The 16,710-nt window shown below is 52.3% G+C and carries 16 protein-coding genes; 6 read left to right on the forward strand and 10 right to left on the reverse strand.

Annotated features, from left to right (window positions below; genetic code table 11):
- Window positions 1-9: 9 nt before the first annotated feature.
- The 9 genes from NA330_RS20530 to yihU all read right to left on the reverse strand — a co-directional run bounded on the left by NA330_RS20530 (window position 10) and on the right by yihU (window position 10,665).
- Complete coding sequence (locus NA330_RS20530) at window positions 10-858, reverse strand: STM4015 family protein (RefSeq protein WP_001651161.1); 849 nt, start codon at window positions 856-858, stop codon at window positions 10-12.
- 156 nt (window positions 859-1,014) lie between these two features.
- Window positions 1,015-1,707 (reverse strand): porin OmpL, encoded by a 693-nt coding sequence (gene ompL, locus NA330_RS20535; protein WP_023242400.1) that lies wholly within the window; start codon window positions 1,705-1,707, stop codon window positions 1,015-1,017.
- A 67-nt stretch (window positions 1,708-1,774) separates the two neighbouring features.
- On the reverse strand, window positions 1,775-3,196 hold the full coding sequence (locus tag NA330_RS20540) for an MFS transporter (RefSeq protein ID WP_000064888.1): 1,422 nt from the start codon (window positions 3,194-3,196) through the stop codon (window positions 1,775-1,777).
- 45 nt (window positions 3,197-3,241) lie between these two features.
- Window positions 3,242-4,624 (reverse strand): MFS transporter, encoded by a 1,383-nt coding sequence (locus NA330_RS20545; protein ID WP_000084250.1) that lies wholly within the window; start codon window positions 4,622-4,624, stop codon window positions 3,242-3,244.
- A 45-nt stretch (window positions 4,625-4,669) separates the two neighbouring features.
- Window positions 4,670-6,706 (reverse strand): alpha-glucosidase, encoded by a 2,037-nt coding sequence (locus tag NA330_RS20550; RefSeq protein WP_023242401.1) that lies wholly within the window; start codon window positions 6,704-6,706, stop codon window positions 4,670-4,672.
- A gap of 43 nt (window positions 6,707-6,749) precedes the next feature.
- Window positions 6,750-7,607 (reverse strand): aldose-1-epimerase, encoded by an 858-nt coding sequence (locus NA330_RS20555; protein WP_023166960.1) that lies wholly within the window; start codon window positions 7,605-7,607, stop codon window positions 6,750-6,752.
- Window positions 7,608-7,610: 3 nt separating this feature from the next.
- Entirely contained in the window at window positions 7,611-8,852 is a 1,242-nt protein-coding gene (gene yihS, locus NA330_RS20560) for a sulfoquinovose isomerase (RefSeq protein WP_000870942.1), read from the reverse strand.
- A gap of 15 nt (window positions 8,853-8,867) precedes the next feature.
- Window positions 8,868-9,746 (reverse strand): sulfofructosephosphate aldolase, encoded by an 879-nt coding sequence (gene yihT, locus NA330_RS20565; protein WP_001067413.1) that lies wholly within the window; start codon window positions 9,744-9,746, stop codon window positions 8,868-8,870.
- Window positions 9,747-9,768: 22 nt separating this feature from the next.
- Window positions 9,769-10,665 (reverse strand): sulfolactaldehyde 3-reductase, encoded by an 897-nt coding sequence (yihU, locus tag NA330_RS20570; protein ID WP_023242402.1) that lies wholly within the window; start codon window positions 10,663-10,665, stop codon window positions 9,769-9,771.
- Window positions 10,666-10,829: 164 nt separating this feature from the next.
- Here yihU and NA330_RS20575 point away from each other — a divergent pair, with 164 nt between their 5' ends.
- The 6 genes from NA330_RS20575 to fabY all read left to right on the forward strand — a co-directional run bounded on the left by NA330_RS20575 (window position 10,830) and on the right by fabY (window position 15,639).
- A complete protein-coding gene (locus NA330_RS20575) occupies window positions 10,830-11,726 on the forward strand; it encodes a sugar kinase (RefSeq protein ID WP_001520529.1) in 897 nt (298 codons plus the stop codon).
- A gap of 33 nt (window positions 11,727-11,759) precedes the next feature.
- Window positions 11,760-12,563, forward strand: coding sequence for a DeoR/GlpR family DNA-binding transcription regulator (locus NA330_RS20580; protein ID WP_000059693.1), 804 nt, complete (start codon window positions 11,760-11,762; stop codon window positions 12,561-12,563).
- 190 nt (window positions 12,564-12,753) lie between these two features.
- Window positions 12,754-13,353 (forward strand): glucose-1-phosphatase, encoded by a 600-nt coding sequence (yihX, locus tag NA330_RS20585; protein ID WP_000965695.1) that lies wholly within the window; start codon window positions 12,754-12,756, stop codon window positions 13,351-13,353.
- Window positions 13,347-14,219: a virulence factor BrkB family protein gene (locus NA330_RS20590; RefSeq protein WP_000921423.1), complete on the forward strand. Its 873-nt coding sequence runs from the start codon at window positions 13,347-13,349 to the stop codon at window positions 14,217-14,219. The genes yihX and NA330_RS20590 overlap by 7 nt, the downstream gene beginning before the upstream one ends.
- Window positions 14,216-14,653 (forward strand): D-aminoacyl-tRNA deacylase, encoded by a 438-nt coding sequence (gene dtd / locus NA330_RS20595; protein ID WP_000560969.1) that lies wholly within the window; start codon window positions 14,216-14,218, stop codon window positions 14,651-14,653. Before NA330_RS20590 ends, dtd begins: the two co-directional genes overlap by 4 nt.
- 44 nt (window positions 14,654-14,697) lie before the next feature.
- Window positions 14,698-15,639, forward strand: coding sequence for a fatty acid biosynthesis protein FabY (fabY, locus tag NA330_RS20600; RefSeq protein ID WP_001518251.1), 942 nt, complete (start codon window positions 14,698-14,700; stop codon window positions 15,637-15,639).
- A gap of 25 nt (window positions 15,640-15,664) precedes the next feature.
- On the opposite strand, the gene NA330_RS20605 is transcribed toward fabY, so the two are convergent.
- The gene (locus tag NA330_RS20605; RefSeq protein ID WP_023242403.1) at window positions 15,665-16,579 is read right to left on the reverse strand and encodes an alpha/beta hydrolase; all 915 of its coding nucleotides are present in this window, start codon (window positions 16,577-16,579) and stop codon (window positions 15,665-15,667) included.
- Window positions 16,580-16,710: the final 131 nt, after the last annotated feature.

Consider the following 16,710-nt stretch of genomic DNA (forward strand, 5'->3'; position numbering starts at 1 on the left):
CCAACACAATCACTCGGTGTACATCGCATTCATATAAATATCGCCATCGTAATCATCAGGCTCCAGAGCTTCTGAAAGATTCAGGTTTATCGGCAGTGTGGCTTTTAGCTTTTCCTGCATCTCCGGCGTCAAATAGTGGTGGTGGAGATCGAGTGTTTCCAGATGCGCAATTCGGTCTTTATGCTCCAGCAGCGCCTCTGCGCCGTTGTCCGTTAAGGTACCGCATGAGAGTTCCAGCACTTCAAGCTGCGGCAGGATATTACTTTCCAGCACCCGGCGGGCGATATCATCCTGCTCTTCGCTGTTCATCAACCCCAGATGGGTGAGCTGAGGGAAAAGATCTTTCGATGCCAGCGCCATCACGTCATCCAGCGAACCGTCAAAACCGTATTCCTCTACGCCCAGGAAGAGCTTCAGCGTTTTTAATGCAGGGAGCTGCGCATTTTGTAGTTCGGCAAGTACGTTAGAAGGGATGCCGCCGGAAATGATTTCCAGGTGCTCCAGTTTCTCATGATGTATAGCGCCCAGTCGCAGATCCGACGCGCCTTTAATAATCAGTTCTTTCAGATTGGGTAACGCCGCATAGAGCCTGGAATAGTCACCTTGTTTAATCCAGGAGATCTCGCAGTCTTCGCTCTCCATATCACCGATAAACAGTGATTCCAGGTGAGCAAAGCGGGGGGCGTTCTCCACAATCATATCAATAATAGGCTGGCAGGTTTCGTCTTCCCAACAATCACCCCAGTTACCAATGGTCAGTGAGCGAAGCTTTGGCAGATCTTCATCGGTTAAAATCAAATTAATGAGCTGTTCCTGGGTTAATTCATTGTCCCAATCAATATTAAATCGCTTATTCATTTGTTTCCCTTCTCTATAAGCATGAATATGGTAAAACGCTTTGCGAATATTATCATGGCGCTTAGGGGCGGGATATCGGGAGTCTGATTCAGGATGAATGAGCGGGCAGAACAACTACCCGCTGTGATGCAGATTCGGAAAATAGAGGCGATAATATCAGAAGAAATACTTCGCCCCGATACGAATCTGGTTTTGCTCTCTATGGTAGGGGCCCACGTTACGATCTAACCAGCGTAATTCAAAGTAGGGCAACCAGTGTTCATTGATACGATAACGGAAGGTATTAGTGATTTCCCAATGATGCTTCGTACCATTACTACTATTAAAATCATTAACGTTATAAAAATAGTGTGGTTCAAAGGTATAAGAAAATTTATCGGTAATGATAAAATTCCAATAGTTACCGATTTCATAGCTGTCATTATTATCCAGTTCGCCATTAAAATCGGTTGAACTATAATTATTGTGATTATATCGGTTACGTACCGTAAGATTAAACCACGGGGTAAATTTATAGTTAACATCCAGATAGACGGCGCCGCCGGAACCAATGCTTTTGTCGTTTATTAACCCCCCAGGCTGGATGGTTAATTTATCTGTAGGTTTAAATAACGGATACCAGCCCTCAATCTCATTATAACCGTGCTTTAATTCATCATCACGCTGTAGCGTATAGGTATTGGTCAACATAATTCCGGCCCCCATATCGGAGTTATAGCCGACGCGCAGCATAAACTCCATTTGGTCAGACGCCAGGTTATAGGCCTCACGGTTTTCTACATAAGCGCCAGCAAAAACAGAGGTGGATATTACTGAAGTTAATATCACTAGAGTATTCAGAGATTTCATAATAAATCCATTTTTCAAATATAGGGAAGCCGCCATCCATCGGGATGGATAAAGCGGCAAGCGTCGTTTAATTATTTACAGTAGAAATACTTTGTTTATTATTAGTCGCGACAATTTGATTACCTGTTTTCTTTCGTTGGGCAATTTCCTCGATAATAAAAGCGAAACGTTGTTCATTGAGCTTATAAAAAAAGCCCATCGTTAGTGCTGCGATAATGGCAAGACCGCAAGGCCATAAAAAAATGAGCTGACGCAAACCAAGCAACGTGGTGTCACTTTGAGCTATGTTGGGGATATAACCGATTTGCGTCAGCATAATACCTGGCAAAAAGCCAGCAAGCGCAGCGGAAATTTTTCGGGAAAAGGTATAACCCGTATACACCGAGCCTTCAGCGCGAATACCCGTTTTCCATTCACCATAGTCAACCGTATCCGGAACCAGCGCCCAGTTCAGGCTGTTGACGAAAGCGGTACCGAAGAAGGCGATACAAGAGAAAATAACAAACAGGAATGACGTTCCACCCCAGATAAAATTCAGGATATCGCCAACGGCCCACAATATCAGACCACCAAGATAAACCTGTTTTTTCCCGAAGCGTTTTACCGCAGCAGGTACTAATAAAACACCAATCAGGATACAGCCCATGCTGAAAAAACCCATCCATGACAACAAATGAATATCGTTCAGCACGTACTGAGTGTAATAAACCTGAATGGCCAGCTTAATATTAAAGGCGGCCAGCGTGCACAAATTGGCGACGCAGAGCACCAGCAGCGGCGGATTACGAAAAATCGCGCAGAAGGACTTCAATATGCTGGGTTTATGCGTGTCAGGTACGGTTTCGATATACCGTTCTTTCACCCCGCTAAAGCACCACCACATGCTGAACAGCCCGCAGACCGAAAAAATGACTGCTGCAATCAGATAACCCAGCGAAGGGGAACGGGTAAACAGCGCCTGAATGGGCATAAAACCTACGGTACAAAGAAGAAGGCCAATGGTAGCGCCGCCTTGTCGCCATGCGGCGAGCTGGGCGCGCTCATGCGGATTTTTGGTAATAGCGGGTACCATCGCGCCGTATGAGCAGTTCATCAGGCTGTAGAACAGACCGAACAACATAAACAGCACCGTCGCGAAGGCTGTTTTAACGGGTAAAGTAAAGTGAGTGGCAAAGAATTGCGCAGTAGCAACCAGAGCGACTGGAAATGACGCATACAGAATAAAAGGCCGAAACTTTCCTTTTGCGCCAATATTACGGCGTGAATCCAGCAATACGCCGGTGAGCATATCGGTAAAAGCGGTGAAGAATTTCGCCACCAGAAAGATAATTCCACCGTAATATGCAGGCATCCCGAGTTCATCGGTATAAAACTTCAGTAGATACAGCGTACCGATACACAGCATCAGATTTGAGCCGAAATCGCCCACGCCATAGGCGCATTTTTCCCGCAGGCTCAACTTTAGCGTTAGCGGATCATGATTAGACATAATCGCCTCTCAAAACGCCCCGCAGGGCGTTATATTTTATTGTTGTTAAACCGTATGTTTCCGGGCCTCAATCTCTTCCACAATTCGCACGTACATCTTCTCGTTGAGGTTGTAGAAACAGCCCATCGCAATAATGGTGATGACCGCCAGCACGCAAGGATAAATAAAGATCAACTGGCGTAGGCCTTCGACGGTGCCTGCCGATTGCACCACATTCGGGATATAACCGATTTGCGTCAGCATCCAGCCGGGGAAGAACCCTGCCAGCGCTTGGGAGACCTTACGGAAGAACGTGAAGCCGGTGTAAACCGTCCCTTCCGAGCGGACGCCGGTGCGCCATTCACCGTACTCCACCGTGTCGGAAACCAGCGCCCAGTTCAGGCTGTTGACGAAGGCGGAACCGAAGAACGCCAGGCAGGAGAAGGCGACAAAACTGACCGAGCCGCCGCCAAAGAAGTAGTTGAGCAGATCGCCCGCCACCCATATTAACAGCCCGCCGATATAGACTTTCTTCTTGCCAAAACGCCTGACTGCGCCGGGCATCAAAAAGACGCCGATAAAAATACAGCCCATGCTAAAGAAGCCCATCCAGGAGAGGAGGATCGGGTCGTTAAGAACGTACTGTGTGTAATAAACCTGAATCGCCAGTTTGACGTTGAAGGCGCCGAGAGTACAAAGGTTGGCGATACACAGAATAAACAGCGGACGGTTACCGGCGATGGCGCGGAACGACTGCAATAATCCGGGCTTTTGCGCGTTATCGACAGGTTTCACTTCGACGTAGCGCTCTTTAACGCCGGCGTAGCACAGCCACATAAATAGCAGGCCAAACAATGAAAATAGCGTGGCGGCGAAAATATAGCTGAGTTGGGCATTGCCTTCGATCAGGTTCATGACCGGCACAAAGCCAACGGTACACAGCAGCAGGCCGAGAGTGGCGCCGCCCTGACGCCAGGCGGCAAGCGAGGCGCGTTCATCCGGGTTCTTGGTAATCGCGGGCACCATCGCGCCATACGAGCAGTTCATCATGCTGAAAACCAGCCCGTACAGCATAAACAGCATCGTTGCGACGACGGTTTTTCCCGTCACCTCAAACGGTGTGCCGACAAAGTTAGCAATCGCCAGTAGCGTTACCGGAAATGCCGCGTAAAGCACGAACGGGCGGAATTTGCCCTTCGGACCAATTTTACGCCGCGAGTCGAGCATAATGCCGGTACCCATATCGGTAAATGCGGTAAAAAATTTGGCGATCAGGAAAATGATCCCGCCGTAAGTCCCTGGTAAACCCAGCACATCGGTATAAAATTTGAGTAAATAGAGGGTCCCGATATCTAACAGGATATTGGAACCTAAATCCCCCAGTCCATAGGCAAGTTTTTCTTTAAACGGCAAGCGTAGGGTTGCCGGATTCGATGATGTTTGACTCATTATTCTTCTCCATCTGCCCGCAGGTTTCCCTGCGGGCGAGCCGTATTAGATATTCCGTAAAGAAGCAAAAAGTGAAGCCCACTCGCTCTTCGCGCGATAGAAGACCGGCGGTTTGCCAATGGGCGCATCCACGGTAATTTCACCGCCGTGGTGAGCTTCGCCGTTCCAGATATTCACCCAGTGATCTTCCGGCAGGTACAGCGTCCAGTCGCAACGCCCCTGCTCGTGAACCGGCGCGACCAGCAGATCCTGACCGAGCAGATATTGATATTTCAGGGTGTAGGTTGCGGCATCGTTCTCATAGTGCAGGAATAGCGGACGCATGACCGGCAGACCGGTAGCCGCGTTTTGCGCCACCGCCTGCTTGAGATACGGTTTCAGCGTGGTAAAGACGGTGGTCATGCGGGCAAAGTGGGCAATAGTTTCCGCGTCGCCGTCAAACTGCCAGTTATCGCCGGGGCGGTTGCCTTCATGGGTGCGCATCATTGGCGTAAAGGCGCTGAAATCGCACCAGCGCAGCAGCAACTCTTTGCTGCGTTTCATGTCAAACAGGGTGGTGTAGCCGCCGATATCGCTGTGATGCAGACCATGGCCGGTCATCGCCAGCGACAATGCCGCAGGCACTACAGAGGCCAGACCATCATCAAGGCTCCAGTCAACGTTCTGGTCGCCTGCCCACATCATGGTGGAATATTTCTGACTGCCGGTGTAACCCGCACGCATAAAGAACAGGATCTCGCCGAGCTTGCCGGTCTCCTGTAGCGCTTCGTAGTTACATTTCGCCCAGAGCGCAGGCCAGGCGTTATGCATGATCTCGGCGCTGACGCCGTTGTGCAGATACGTGTCGGTCGGCAGATATTCGCCGAAATCCGCCATCCAGCCGCTGCAGCCGAGCGCGATCATGTTCTTTTTGATGACGTCTTTGAACCAGTCGTAAGCTTCAGGATTGGTCAGATCGACCACGCCGCCATAGAATTCGCCAAACTCGACCAGATAGTCGCCGCCCGTGGCGTCTTTCGCCAGATAGCCGTGTTTCGCCGCCTCAGCGCAGAGGTCTTTATCACTGGCGACGTATGGGTTGATATAAGAGAGGAACTGTACGCCTTCTTCTTTCCACTGTTTGATCCGGCTATCCAGCTGTGGATAGTTGTCGCTATTCCACTTCCAGTTCCACATCACGCGCTTGCCAAAGGAGGTCATGCGGATACCGGACCAGTCCTGCGCCCAAATACCGTTCACTTTTACGCCTGCGTTGCGCATGGTATCCAGTTTTTGCTGGCAAACTTCCGTACCGCCCTGAATGCCTAGCGTGACGCCGTTGTAAACCCAGTCCGGCAGCTCCGGCTGGCGGCCTAACAGCGCAGTCAGTTTTTCCAGCAGGGCGATGTAGGTATCGGCACACTCAAAACGCAGCGTAGTTTTATCTTCCCACAGCGCCAGTTCGTGATACTCCGGCGCGCTGAAGTCGAAATTCATATAGCAGCTATTATCGACGTGGCAGTAATACTTCTGCGTGCTGACAAAGGTCGGTTGCGGGAAGAAGGTCCAGTAATAGTCGCCGCCGGCGTTCTCTTTACAGTCTGCCTGCCAGGTGACATAGCTGGTTTTATTACGGCCAACGCCCTGTTCGCTGGTCCACAGCGGGAACGGCTTGCCGCGCAAATCGAAATAAGAGAACTGTTCGCCGCAGCCGTAGATATGGTCGTCTGGATTAGCTGCGAGGCGTAACCAGATACGGTTATGGTGCAGGTCGTCGTTTTGCAGATCCAGCTTCAGGCGTCCCGCCTCATCGGTGGAGATGCGAAGGGTGGCGCTAATTGTTGCGCCACGGCTGAATTGTACCAGCCAGCCGTCAGGTAGCTCGCTGACGGTGGCCTCCGTTAATGCAATCTTTTCGTTAAGTTTGTCTTTGATGCTAAAGTTGCCGCGAAACATGTCAATGTCGGCAACGCCCGCGCCAATCCACAGACAGGGATTTTCGGTGCTGTGACGTAAAATCAGGCGCTGTTGCCAGCTAAGCGCAAAACCATCCTGTGATGTTGTCAGTTCAAAATCGGTTGACCGTTGTGGTAGAGAATTCATTGTAATCTCCGTGAATGTAGGGTAATTCGGTAATCCATTTGGGCTAGTCGCAGCCGATGGAAAAATGCAGTTGATGGATCGCTTTTGGGGCAAGATGAATCAGTGCGATCCCGGAATTAAATGCATCGGGCGGGCAGCTCATAGGCTCTACCGCGAGACCTTTTCGGCTGAGTTTTTCGCCGGTATAGATCTGTAGCCAGGGTTGATTGCTGCGTAAAAATGTAGACATGTTCTGCGTTGGGCTGGTAAGTCTGACCTCCCACTCAGCTGGGGTAGTCTCGGTCTTAACCGCATGATCAAGGCGCGTTTCGCCGAGCAGGCATGATGCGGAAAAATCCCTGCCTGCGGGCAATTCCTCGCTTGCAGGCAGTGTTAATACACAGCTATCGATGCTTTGCAGATTACAAGTCAAATAAGGATGTGCGCCCGCGCCATAAGGGGCTGATTCATCGCCAATGTTTTGCGTACGAATAAATACGTGCAGCCCACTGGCGGCATCTAACCGATAAATCACTTCCGATATCAACGCAAAGGGATAGCCGTAAGAGGGCGGCAGAAAAATCGTTAGCGACGCTTCCGTCGCCGACTGATAATTAATCTGCCAGTCTCGCCAGGCTAACAGACCGTGAATGGCGGTCTGCGAAACCGGGTCGTTAACGGCAAGCTGGAAAACCTTACCGTTATAGGAGTAGCAGCCATTTGTCACGCGATTGGGCCAGGGAATCAATACTTTCCCCAGATGCGCCATGGGTATTTCTTCCGGTTTATGCGGGATGACCACATGGCGTCCATGATGGGTCAGTTCCGCCAGACCTGCGCCAACCGTGACGATTTTCGCCTGGTAATGGCCCGCATTAAGCTGAATAGTTTTTCCACCGCTGTGCATGGCTGCCATCCTCATGACCTATTTCGCGTTGATATCCAGGAGACCCGCCGCGACCGCTGGAGCCAGGCCCGGCGCCAATGGCAGACGAGGAATGACCAGACAGTGCAGCAGATGGTAAATATCTTGCTTACCGTCCCACACTTTGGTGGTCACTTTGTTATCGGCGTCCAGCTCTTGCCACCAGGAACCATTTTCATAGTCCATCAGGTACTTAATGCAGTAGTCCCACCATTTCTGATACCACTCTTCATACTGGCTATCGCCCGTCAGGGTGTAGAGGGCGTAGGCCGTACCCATCGCTTCCACAATCGGCCAGCGCACGCGTTCACGTACGATAGGTTTACCGTCCCAGTCGACTGAGTAGACAAAGCCGTCTGCGCCATCTGGCGCCCAGGCGTCGCGGATAGTGGCATGGAACAGACCTTTCGCGTCTTCCAGCAGCCAGGCGGGCGGCGTTTCGAAGCGGGCCTCCAGCGCAGCATGGAGATGGAGCATCAGACGGCCCCACTCAATCCAGTGACCTGGCGTACCGCCGTAGGCGCGAAAACGGTGGGCAGGATTATCTTTGTTGTAGTCGCGGATAGGGTTCCACTGTGAATCGAAGTGTTCATTGACGCGGTAATCACCGTTGCGCGCCACATCATGAATAATTACCGACGCGATACGCAGCGCGCGATCCAGCCATTTTTTGTCATGGGTAACGTCATAAACAATCAGGAACGCTTCGACGGCGTGCATATTGGCGTTGCCGCCACGGTAGTCTTCGGTTTTGCTGAAGGCTTCATCCCAGGACTCCAGGCACATCTGCTCTTCTTCACTCCAGAAGTATTTCTCAATCACTTCTATGGTGTAATCCAGCAATTTCCTGGCTTCAGGGTGCCCGGTCGTGACGGCGCTGGCCGCGCCCAGCAAGGCGAAGAAGTGTTGATAACCCTGTTTAGAGGCATCTACCACGCCCTGATCGTTAACGCAGGCATACCAGCCGCCGTATTTTTTATCGCGCAGCGCGCCGTTCATGGCTTTGATGCCATGATCGACCAGATCATAAGCGCCCGGTCGGCCCATCGACGCCGCCACGGAATAAACGTGCAACATACGCGCCGTGATCCAAAGATGGGTGCCCATCTCTTCTTTAATTTGCCCTTTATTTCCCAGCCAGCCGAAGCCTGTCGGCACCACGGCGTTTTTACCGAAATTAAAGATGCGGTCGGTTTCCTGCTCCAGCCAGCGGTTGTGGCTCAACGTGTTAAACCATTTCATTCTTTCATCCTCGTATTAACGACGTTTCGCCATCATTTCATCGACGATCTCGCCCAGACGTTGCAACTTAGGCGCGGAAACATCACGTAGCATCAGCTCGGTATCCGGTAAACCAATCACTGATGACCAGACCGCGCGTCCCGCCAGGAACCCGGATGCGCCAGCTTCCATGGCGACCCTGACCGCGCGAGGGAACAGTTTTTCGTCCACACCGGAAGAGAGGATGACCCACGGCATATTGATATGCCCATTCAGGCGTTGTGAGGCGGTAAGAAGATCGGAACGCGCGCCTTTGCCGTAGAGCGGCATTTCAACTTTGTAAAGATCGGCGCCGCTGTCGCCCAGCTCTTTGGCCGCATCGATAATCGCCTGCTCGCGATCGAACTTGTCGCCGCAGCGCGGCGGACGAACAACCGGTTCGATAATGCTCAGCAAACCATTGGAGTGACATAATTCATTGAATTCTTTGACCATATCCAGACGCTGCTGCGCGTCTTCATCGCTGCGCCACAGCACCAACAGTTTTAAGGCTTTCGCGCCATCCCGTTTTACCGCCTGCGCATTAATTTTTTTATCAATGACCACGTTATCAACGGGAATACCGTTGCCCGGGATGAAATCATCCGCCGCGACGATCATGGCGCAGCTTTTAGCGACCGCGTTTTGTTCTACGGCCTGGCGATAACAGAACTGCTGATCCAGCAGAACGGCAGAGGCATACGGGGAAAGAATTTTCGCCGCATTCACTTTGAAATCCGTCAGCACGCTATCGGCAACGGGTGTTTTCGCACCAGCAGCAGCAAACATTAAACGCATCGCCTCGCGCTGATCGACAGCCAGCATGGCAAACCCGCCGGACGCTCGCGTAATGTCTTTGATGGTGTAGTTGTTCATTCAATTTTCCTTTATACAGTCGTTACTTTTTTACGTTGGCGGTCAGCCCGGCGCTGATGCGCACCTGTTCCAGGATGGCGCTCCAGTCTTCCCGACCGCGGCCTGCGGCCCGCGCCAGGTTATAAACTTCACGGGAGGCGGCGCCGAGCGGCATCGGTACGTGCAGTTGATTGGCGACATCCAACGCGATGCCAAGATCTTTGTGCGCCAGATCGATCATGAAGGCGGGAGACAGATCTCCTTTCATCACTTTATTCGGCCAGGTGGTGGTGAAATGCCCTTTGCCTGCGGCAGTGCCGCTCATCACTTTTAAAGCCACGTCGAAGGAAAGCCCCAGCGCTTCACACAGCACGGCGGCTTCGGCGGAGAGCGCATTTAGCGCAATACTCATGTAGTTGTTGATCAGTTTTACGCGAATACCCATTCCCGGGCCGCCGGTGTTGACCAGCTCATTACCCATCGCCATCAGAACAGGGGTAGCACGCTCTACTTGCTCCGCCGTACCGCCTGCCAGCAGCAACAATGTGCCGGTAATCGCGTTGTCGGATGTCCGGCCTACCGGCACATCCATCATGCTGAACCCTTTGCTCTGCATGTCGGCAATCAGCTTATCGGTTTGCAACGGATGAATAGTGGACATATCAATGACCAGCGCTTCACGGGAAAGGGTTTCACAAACGCCTTGCTCGCCAAACAAAACGGAACGAACCAGATCGCCGTTCGGGAGCATGGTGATAACAAATTCAGCGCCGATGGTTGCCTGAGCCGGGCTGCTTGCAGGTTGCGCGCCTTTGTCTACCAGACGCTGTACGGCATCGTGATTAACATCGAAGACGCTGAGTTGATGGCCCTGCTTTAGCAGATTGCTCGCCATAGGGGAGCCCATCTGTCCCAACCCGATAAATGCTATAACTGCCATATCGTTCTCCTGAACACGGTGGTGTCATTTTTTGTCATTAATGAGCCTTTTTCTGTCTGTTTGTGATCGTATTTGTAATTTATAGTCAAAAAATTGACAGCCGTCACTTTTTAAACATTTCGTGAAATTAAAATGAGCACATCGAAAATGCTTGAGGAATGACCATGGTTCGTATTGCTTGTGTAGGTATTACCGTGATGGATCGCATCTATTACGTGGAAGGATTACCGACAGAAGGGGGTAAATATGTGGCGAAGCGCTATACGGAAGTGGGCGGCGGGCCTGCGGCGACCGCTGCCGTGGCTGCGGCGAAATTGGGCGCGCAGGTGGACTTTATTGGCCGTGTGGGCGATGACGACACCGGAAACAGCCTGCTGGCGGAACTGGAATCCCTGGGGGTAAATACCCGTTATACCCGCCGCTACACGCAGGCCATGTCGTCGCAGTCAGCGATTATGGTGGATGCCAAAGGAGAGCGGATTATCGTTAATTATCCCAGCCCGGATTTACTACCTGACGCCGACTGGCTTAACGACATCGATTTTTCGCAGTGGGATGTGGTGTTGGCGGATGTGCGCTGGCATGACGGCGCAAAACAGGCGTTTACGCTGGCGCGTCAGGCTGGCGTCATGACTGTTCTTGATGGCGATATTACGCCGCAGGATATTAGCGAGCTGGTGGCGTTAAGCGACCACGCCGCCTTCTCCGAGCCAGGGCTGGCACGCCTGACGGGGATGAGCGAAGCCATTGATGCGCTAAAAAAAGCACAAATGCTCACAAATGGACATGTCTATGTCACGCGAGGCAGCGAAGGCTGCAACTGGTTGGAAAAAGCGGCGGTACGCCACCAACCGGGTTTTACCGTGGAGGTGGTGGATACTACCGGCGCGGGCGATGTTTTTCATGGCGCACTGGCATTTGGCCTGGCAAGCGGATACGCCATCGAAGAGGCTGTCAGATTCGCCAGCGGCGTTGCCGCGCTGAAGTGTACGCGCCCAGGTGGCCGGGCGGGTATCCCTGATTGTGAGCAAACCCGATCTTTCTTGTCACTTTTTGTATAATATGAGCAGTAGGAAGCTTTTAGAGGAATGCTCATGAGTCTTACCGAACTGACCGGTAATCCGCGACACGATCGGCTGTTAATGCTTATTGATGAGCGCGGCTATATGAATATCGATGAGTTAGCCAGTTTGTTGGAGGTCTCTACCCAGACGGTTCGCCGCGATATTCGTAAATTAAGCGAGCAGGGGCTGATTACGCGTCATCACGGCGGCGCTGGCAGAGCGTCCAGTGTGGTCAATACCGCCTTTGAGCAGCGAGAGGTCTCCTGGACGCAAGAGAAAAAAGCCATTGCGGAAGCCGTGGCTGACTATATTCCGGATGGCTCCACGATATTTATCACGATTGGAACGACGGTTGAGCAGGTGGCGCGCGCGCTGCTCAACCATAATCATCTGCGCATTATCACCAATAGCCTGCGCGTCGCGCACATTCTTTATAATAACCCTCGCTTTGAAGTGATGGTGCCTGGCGGCACGCTGCGCCCGCATAATAGCGGCATTATCGGGCCATCCGCGGCGGCGTTTGTCGCGGGGTTCAGGGCGGACTATCTCGTCACCAGCGTAGGCGCGATAGAGAGCGATGGCGCGTTACTGGAGTTTGATGTCAACGAAGCCAGCGTAGTGAAAACCATGATGGCCCACTCGCGACATATTTTGCTGGCCGCCGATCATACGAAATACCATGCTTCTGCGGCGGTTGAGATCGGCAATGTGTCACAGATTACCGCTCTGTTTACGGACGAGTATCCCGGTCCGGCATTACAGAATTTACTTCAATCCCAGCAAATCGAAGTGGTTCAGGTGAGTCCTTCGCTGGACGACGCCGTTTCAGCGTGACAAGCGTCCTTGCGCCGGATGGTCGCGTCAGTGCTTTATCCGGCCAATAAAACGGCGCTGTGATGCAGGCGATATTGGGCATCGTCTGCGTTTCTATTGTCTTTTTGTTAATTGATTTATAAAGGGATACATAGTCAAACTTCTCCTTTCCCGCTACAGTTATTCATCCCCGGTTAGCAAGGAGAATGACATGCTCTACATCTTTGATTTAGGTAATGTGATTGTCGACATCGACTTTAACCGCGTATTAGGTGTGTGGAGCGATCTGAGTCGAGTACCGCTGGCTTCGCTGAAGCAAAAATTTACGATGGGCGAGACTTTTCACCAACATGAACGCGGTGAGATAACGGACGAAGCGTTTGCTGAAGCTTTCTGTCATGAAATGGCGTTATCGCTCAGTTATGAACAATTCGCGCACGGCTGGCAGGCGGTATTTGTCGGATTACGGCCCGAAGTGATTGCTATCATGCATAAACTGCGCGAGCAGGGGCATCGCGTGGTGGTGCTATCCAATACTAACCGACTGCATACCCACTTCTGGCCGGAGGAATACCCGGAGGTGCGCGCTGCCGCCGACCATATCTATTTATCGCAGGATTTGGGAATGCGTAAACCGGAAGCGCGTATTTATCAGCACGTCCTGCAGAAAGAAGGTTTTTCCGCTGCCGATGCGGTCTTTTTCGACGACAATGCCGATAATATAGAAGGGGCCAACCAGTTGGGGATCACCAGCATTCTGGTGAAGGATAAAGCCACCATCCCTGACTATTTCGCGAAGCTGTTATGCTAAAAACCGTTCACCAAAAAGCTGGACGCCATACGCGCCCTGTTCGGGCCTGGCTCAAGCTATTATGGCAGCGTATCGATGAGGATAATATGACGACTCTGGCGGGAAATCTCGCCTATGTCTCATTACTCTCCTTAGTACCGCTTATTGCCGTCGTTTTTGCCCTTTTCGCTGCTTTTCCAATGTTTTCTGATGTCAGCATTCAGTTACGCCATTTTATTTTTGCTAACTTTATGCCAGCCACCGGAGACGTGATTCAGCGCTATATTGAGCAGTTTGTCGCTAACTCCAACAAAATGACGGCGGTGGGCGCCTGTGGACTGATTGTGACGGCATTGCTGTTGATGTACGCCATTGATAGCGCCTTAAACACTATCTGGCGCAGCAAACGCACACGGCCAAAAGTGTACTCTTTTGCGGTGTACTGGATGATCCTCACGCTCGGCCCGCTTCTCGCTGGCGCCAGCCTGGCGATCAGCTCCTACCTGCTTTCTTTACGCTGGGCCAGCGATCTGAATACGGTCATCGACAATGTATTGCGCATCCTTCCGCTGCTGCTTTCGTGGATCTCATTCTGGTTACTTTACAGTATTGTCCCAACAACTCGCGTACCGAACCGTGACGCTCTTGTCGGCGCGTTTGTCGCAGCGTTGCTGTTCGAGGCCGGAAAGAAAGGTTTCGCGCTTTATATCACCATGTTCCCGTCATATCAGCTCATTTATGGCGTACTGGCAGTGATCCCTATCCTGTTTGTCTGGGTATACTGGACCTGGTGTATAGTCTTGCTTGGCGCAGAAATAACTGTCACTCTCGGGGAATACCGAAAACTCAAACAAGCCGCAGAACAAGAAGAAGCTGACCAACCATGATTGCATTAATTCAACGCGTAACCCGTGCCAGCGTCACCGTGGAGGACGAGGTGACGGGTGAAATCGGCCCAGGACTTTTGGTGTTATTGGGTGTCGAAAAAGAAGATGACGAACAAAAAGCGAATCGTCTGTGCGAGCGCGTGCTGGGATACCGTATCTTCAGCGATGCTGACGGCAAGATGAATCTGAATGTACAACAGGCTGGCGGCAGCGTGCTGGTGGTGTCGCAGTTTACGCTGGCGGCAGATACCGAGCGCGGTATGCGGCCAAGCTTTTCCGGCGGGGCTGCGCCGGATCGCGCGCAGGCGCTTTATGAATATTTTGTCGAACGCTGCCGCCAGCAGGCGATAAACACGCAAACTGGACGCTTCGCTGCCGATATGCAGGTTGAGCTGGTTAATGACGGTCCCGTGACATTCTGGCTCCAGGTATGAGTCAGCTTCCGGCGTGGCCGCGGATAACAAGAGAGAGTACGGCTATGTATCACCTTCGAGTTCCGCAAACAGAAGAAGAATTAGAACGTTACTACCAGTTTCGCTGGGAGATGCTGCGTAAACCGCTGCACCAGCCGAAAGGGTCGGAACGGGATGGCTGGGATGCGTTGGCGCACCATCAAATGGTGGTGGACGAAGAAGGAAACTTAGTTGCAGTGGGCCGCCTGTATATCAATGCAGATAACGAGGCGTCTATCCGTTTTATGGCTGTACATCCCTCGGTACAGGATAAAGGGCTGGGGACATTAATGGCGATGACCCTGGAGTCTGTCGCCCGCCAGGAAGGCGTTAAGCGCGTCACCTGCAGCGCGCGCGAAGATGCGGTTGAGTTCTTTGCCAAACTCGGATTTGTCAATCAGGGGGAGATTACTACGCCCACAACCACGCCAATCCGCCATTTTCTGATGATTAAACCGGTAGCATCGCTGGATGATATCCTGCATCGCGGCGACTGGTGCGGGCAGCTTCAGCAGGCCTGGTATGAGCACATTCCATTGAGTGAAAAGATGGGGGTGCGCATTCAGCAGTACACCGGGCAAAAATTTATCACCACGATGCCGGAAACCGGTAATCAAAATCCGCATCACACGGTGTTTGCCGGCAGCCTGTTCTCCCTGGCGACGCTGACCGGATGGGGACTTATCTGGCTGATGCTCCGTGAACGCCACCTTGGCGGGACGATTATTCTTGCTGACGCCCATATTCGCTACAGTAAACCCATTAGCGGAAAGCCAAACGCCGTGGCTGATTTGGGGTCGCTAAGCGGTGATTTGGACAGGCTGGCGCGGGGTAAAAAAGCGCGTGTCCAGTTGCAGGTTGAACTGTTGGGCGGCGAGACCGCCGGGGCAATTTTCGAAGGCATTTATATCGTACTACCCGCGAAACCGTTCGGCCCGTATGAAGAGGGCGGGAATGAGGAGGAGTAGTGTGAGCCCGCGCTCCTGATGCTATTTATTCACGAGTGGCCGCGCGCCAGGCCACGTCGCGTATTGCGTCCCGCGCCGTCTTGCTCACGCCTCCGAGCTGGAAAAACCCGTGGATAACGCCGAGATAGCGCTGGCAAGTACACGCCACGCCCTGGTCGTTCAGACGGTGATATAGCGCTTCGCCTTCATCACGCAGTGGGTCGAACTCTGCGGTGAGGATATGCACCGGCGGTAAACCGGCAAAATCTTCACGCCATATCGGACTGGCTTCCGGGTGACGGAGGTCGGTACCGTGGAGATACATTTCGAAGCCTGATAGTAGTGTGTCGCGGGTGATGATGTAGTCTTGCCCGTTGCTGGCATAGCTGGGGAAACTGGCGGTAGCGTCAAGCATCGGGTAGATCAACAGCAGCTTCGCCGGAGACCAGTGGGCGGTGGATTTCAGGCGTAGCGCGCTGACCAATGCCAAATGCCCGCCTGCGCTATCGCCAGCAAGCGTGATACGTTCACGATCGATGCCTAACTGCTCCGCGTATTGATGGACGATATTGGCCCCGCGTTCAGCGTCGTCATGAGCCGCAGGGAAGGTGTGCTCTGGCGCAAGGCGATACTGAATGGCAATCACCTTACAGCCGCTTTTCCAGGCCAGTTGCCGTAGCTGGGGGTCATGAGTCAGAAAGCCGCCGCTAACAAAACAGCCGCCGTGATAGTAGAGGATACAGGGTAGAGAACCGGATGCGTTTGGCGGCGAAACGACGCGAAATGTCATCCCTTCCAGCACGATATCTTCCGAACTCACCCGAATTTCTTTCTCACCCGCCAGCGTCGTGCTGGCAATATAGCCCGCTCTCCGGTCATCAATATTCTGCTCTCGTGAAGAGGGGCGACCCGCGGCGATAAACCCAGCGACCAGTTCGGCAATTCCTTTTTCCAGTGGCATATAACGCTCCCTTGACTGTATGTATGTACAGTTTATAACCTGGTTCGTTGGGGATGGAAAGTGGTGAAACGAGGGGATAATGATTCTGGATAGAGGTTCGCAAAAAATGGAATGCGGTTGGCGCTGGGTTT

The sequence above is a fragment of the Salmonella sp. NW722 genome, from assembly GCF_051702785.1.
Classification (GTDB): domain Bacteria; phylum Pseudomonadota; class Gammaproteobacteria; order Enterobacterales; family Enterobacteriaceae; genus Salmonella; species Salmonella enterica.

What these genes read in the sequence shown, in the direction of transcription:
- NA330_RS20530 (WP_001651161.1), bottom strand. Translation starts at nt 858, where the DNA reads ATGAATAAGCGATTTAATATTGATTGGGACAATGAATTAACCCAGGAA.
- ompL (WP_023242400.1), bottom strand. Translation starts at nt 1,707, where the DNA reads ATGAAATCTCTGAATACTCTAGTGATATTAACTTCAGTAATATCCACC.
- NA330_RS20540 (WP_000064888.1), bottom strand. Translation starts at nt 3,196, where the DNA reads ATGTCTAATCATGATCCGCTAACGCTAAAGTTGAGCCTGCGGGAAAAA.
- NA330_RS20545 (WP_000084250.1), bottom strand. Translation starts at nt 4,624, where the DNA reads ATGAGTCAAACATCATCGAATCCGGCAACCCTACGCTTGCCGTTTAAA.
- NA330_RS20550 (WP_023242401.1), bottom strand. Translation starts at nt 6,706, where the DNA reads ATGAATTCTCTACCACAACGGTCAACCGATTTTGAACTGACAACATCA.
- NA330_RS20555 (WP_023166960.1), bottom strand. Translation starts at nt 7,607, where the DNA reads ATGAGGATGGCAGCCATGCACAGCGGTGGAAAAACTATTCAGCTTAAT.
- yihS (WP_000870942.1), bottom strand. Translation starts at nt 8,852, where the DNA reads ATGAAATGGTTTAACACGTTGAGCCACAACCGCTGGCTGGAGCAGGAA.
- yihT (WP_001067413.1), bottom strand. Translation starts at nt 9,746, where the DNA reads ATGAACAACTACACCATCAAAGACATTACGCGAGCGTCCGGCGGGTTT.
- yihU (WP_023242402.1), bottom strand. Translation starts at nt 10,665, where the DNA reads ATGGCAGTTATAGCATTTATCGGGTTGGGACAGATGGGCTCCCCTATG.
- NA330_RS20575 (WP_001520529.1), top strand. Translation starts at nt 10,830, where the DNA reads ATGGTTCGTATTGCTTGTGTAGGTATTACCGTGATGGATCGCATCTAT.
- NA330_RS20580 (WP_000059693.1), top strand. Translation starts at nt 11,760, where the DNA reads ATGAGTCTTACCGAACTGACCGGTAATCCGCGACACGATCGGCTGTTA.
- yihX (WP_000965695.1), top strand. Translation starts at nt 12,754, where the DNA reads ATGCTCTACATCTTTGATTTAGGTAATGTGATTGTCGACATCGACTTT.
- NA330_RS20590 (WP_000921423.1), top strand. Translation starts at nt 13,347, where the DNA reads ATGCTAAAAACCGTTCACCAAAAAGCTGGACGCCATACGCGCCCTGTT.
- dtd (WP_000560969.1), top strand. Translation starts at nt 14,216, where the DNA reads ATGATTGCATTAATTCAACGCGTAACCCGTGCCAGCGTCACCGTGGAG.
- fabY (WP_001518251.1), top strand. Translation starts at nt 14,698, where the DNA reads ATGTATCACCTTCGAGTTCCGCAAACAGAAGAAGAATTAGAACGTTAC.
- NA330_RS20605 (WP_023242403.1), bottom strand. Translation starts at nt 16,579, where the DNA reads ATGCCACTGGAAAAAGGAATTGCCGAACTGGTCGCTGGGTTTATCGCC.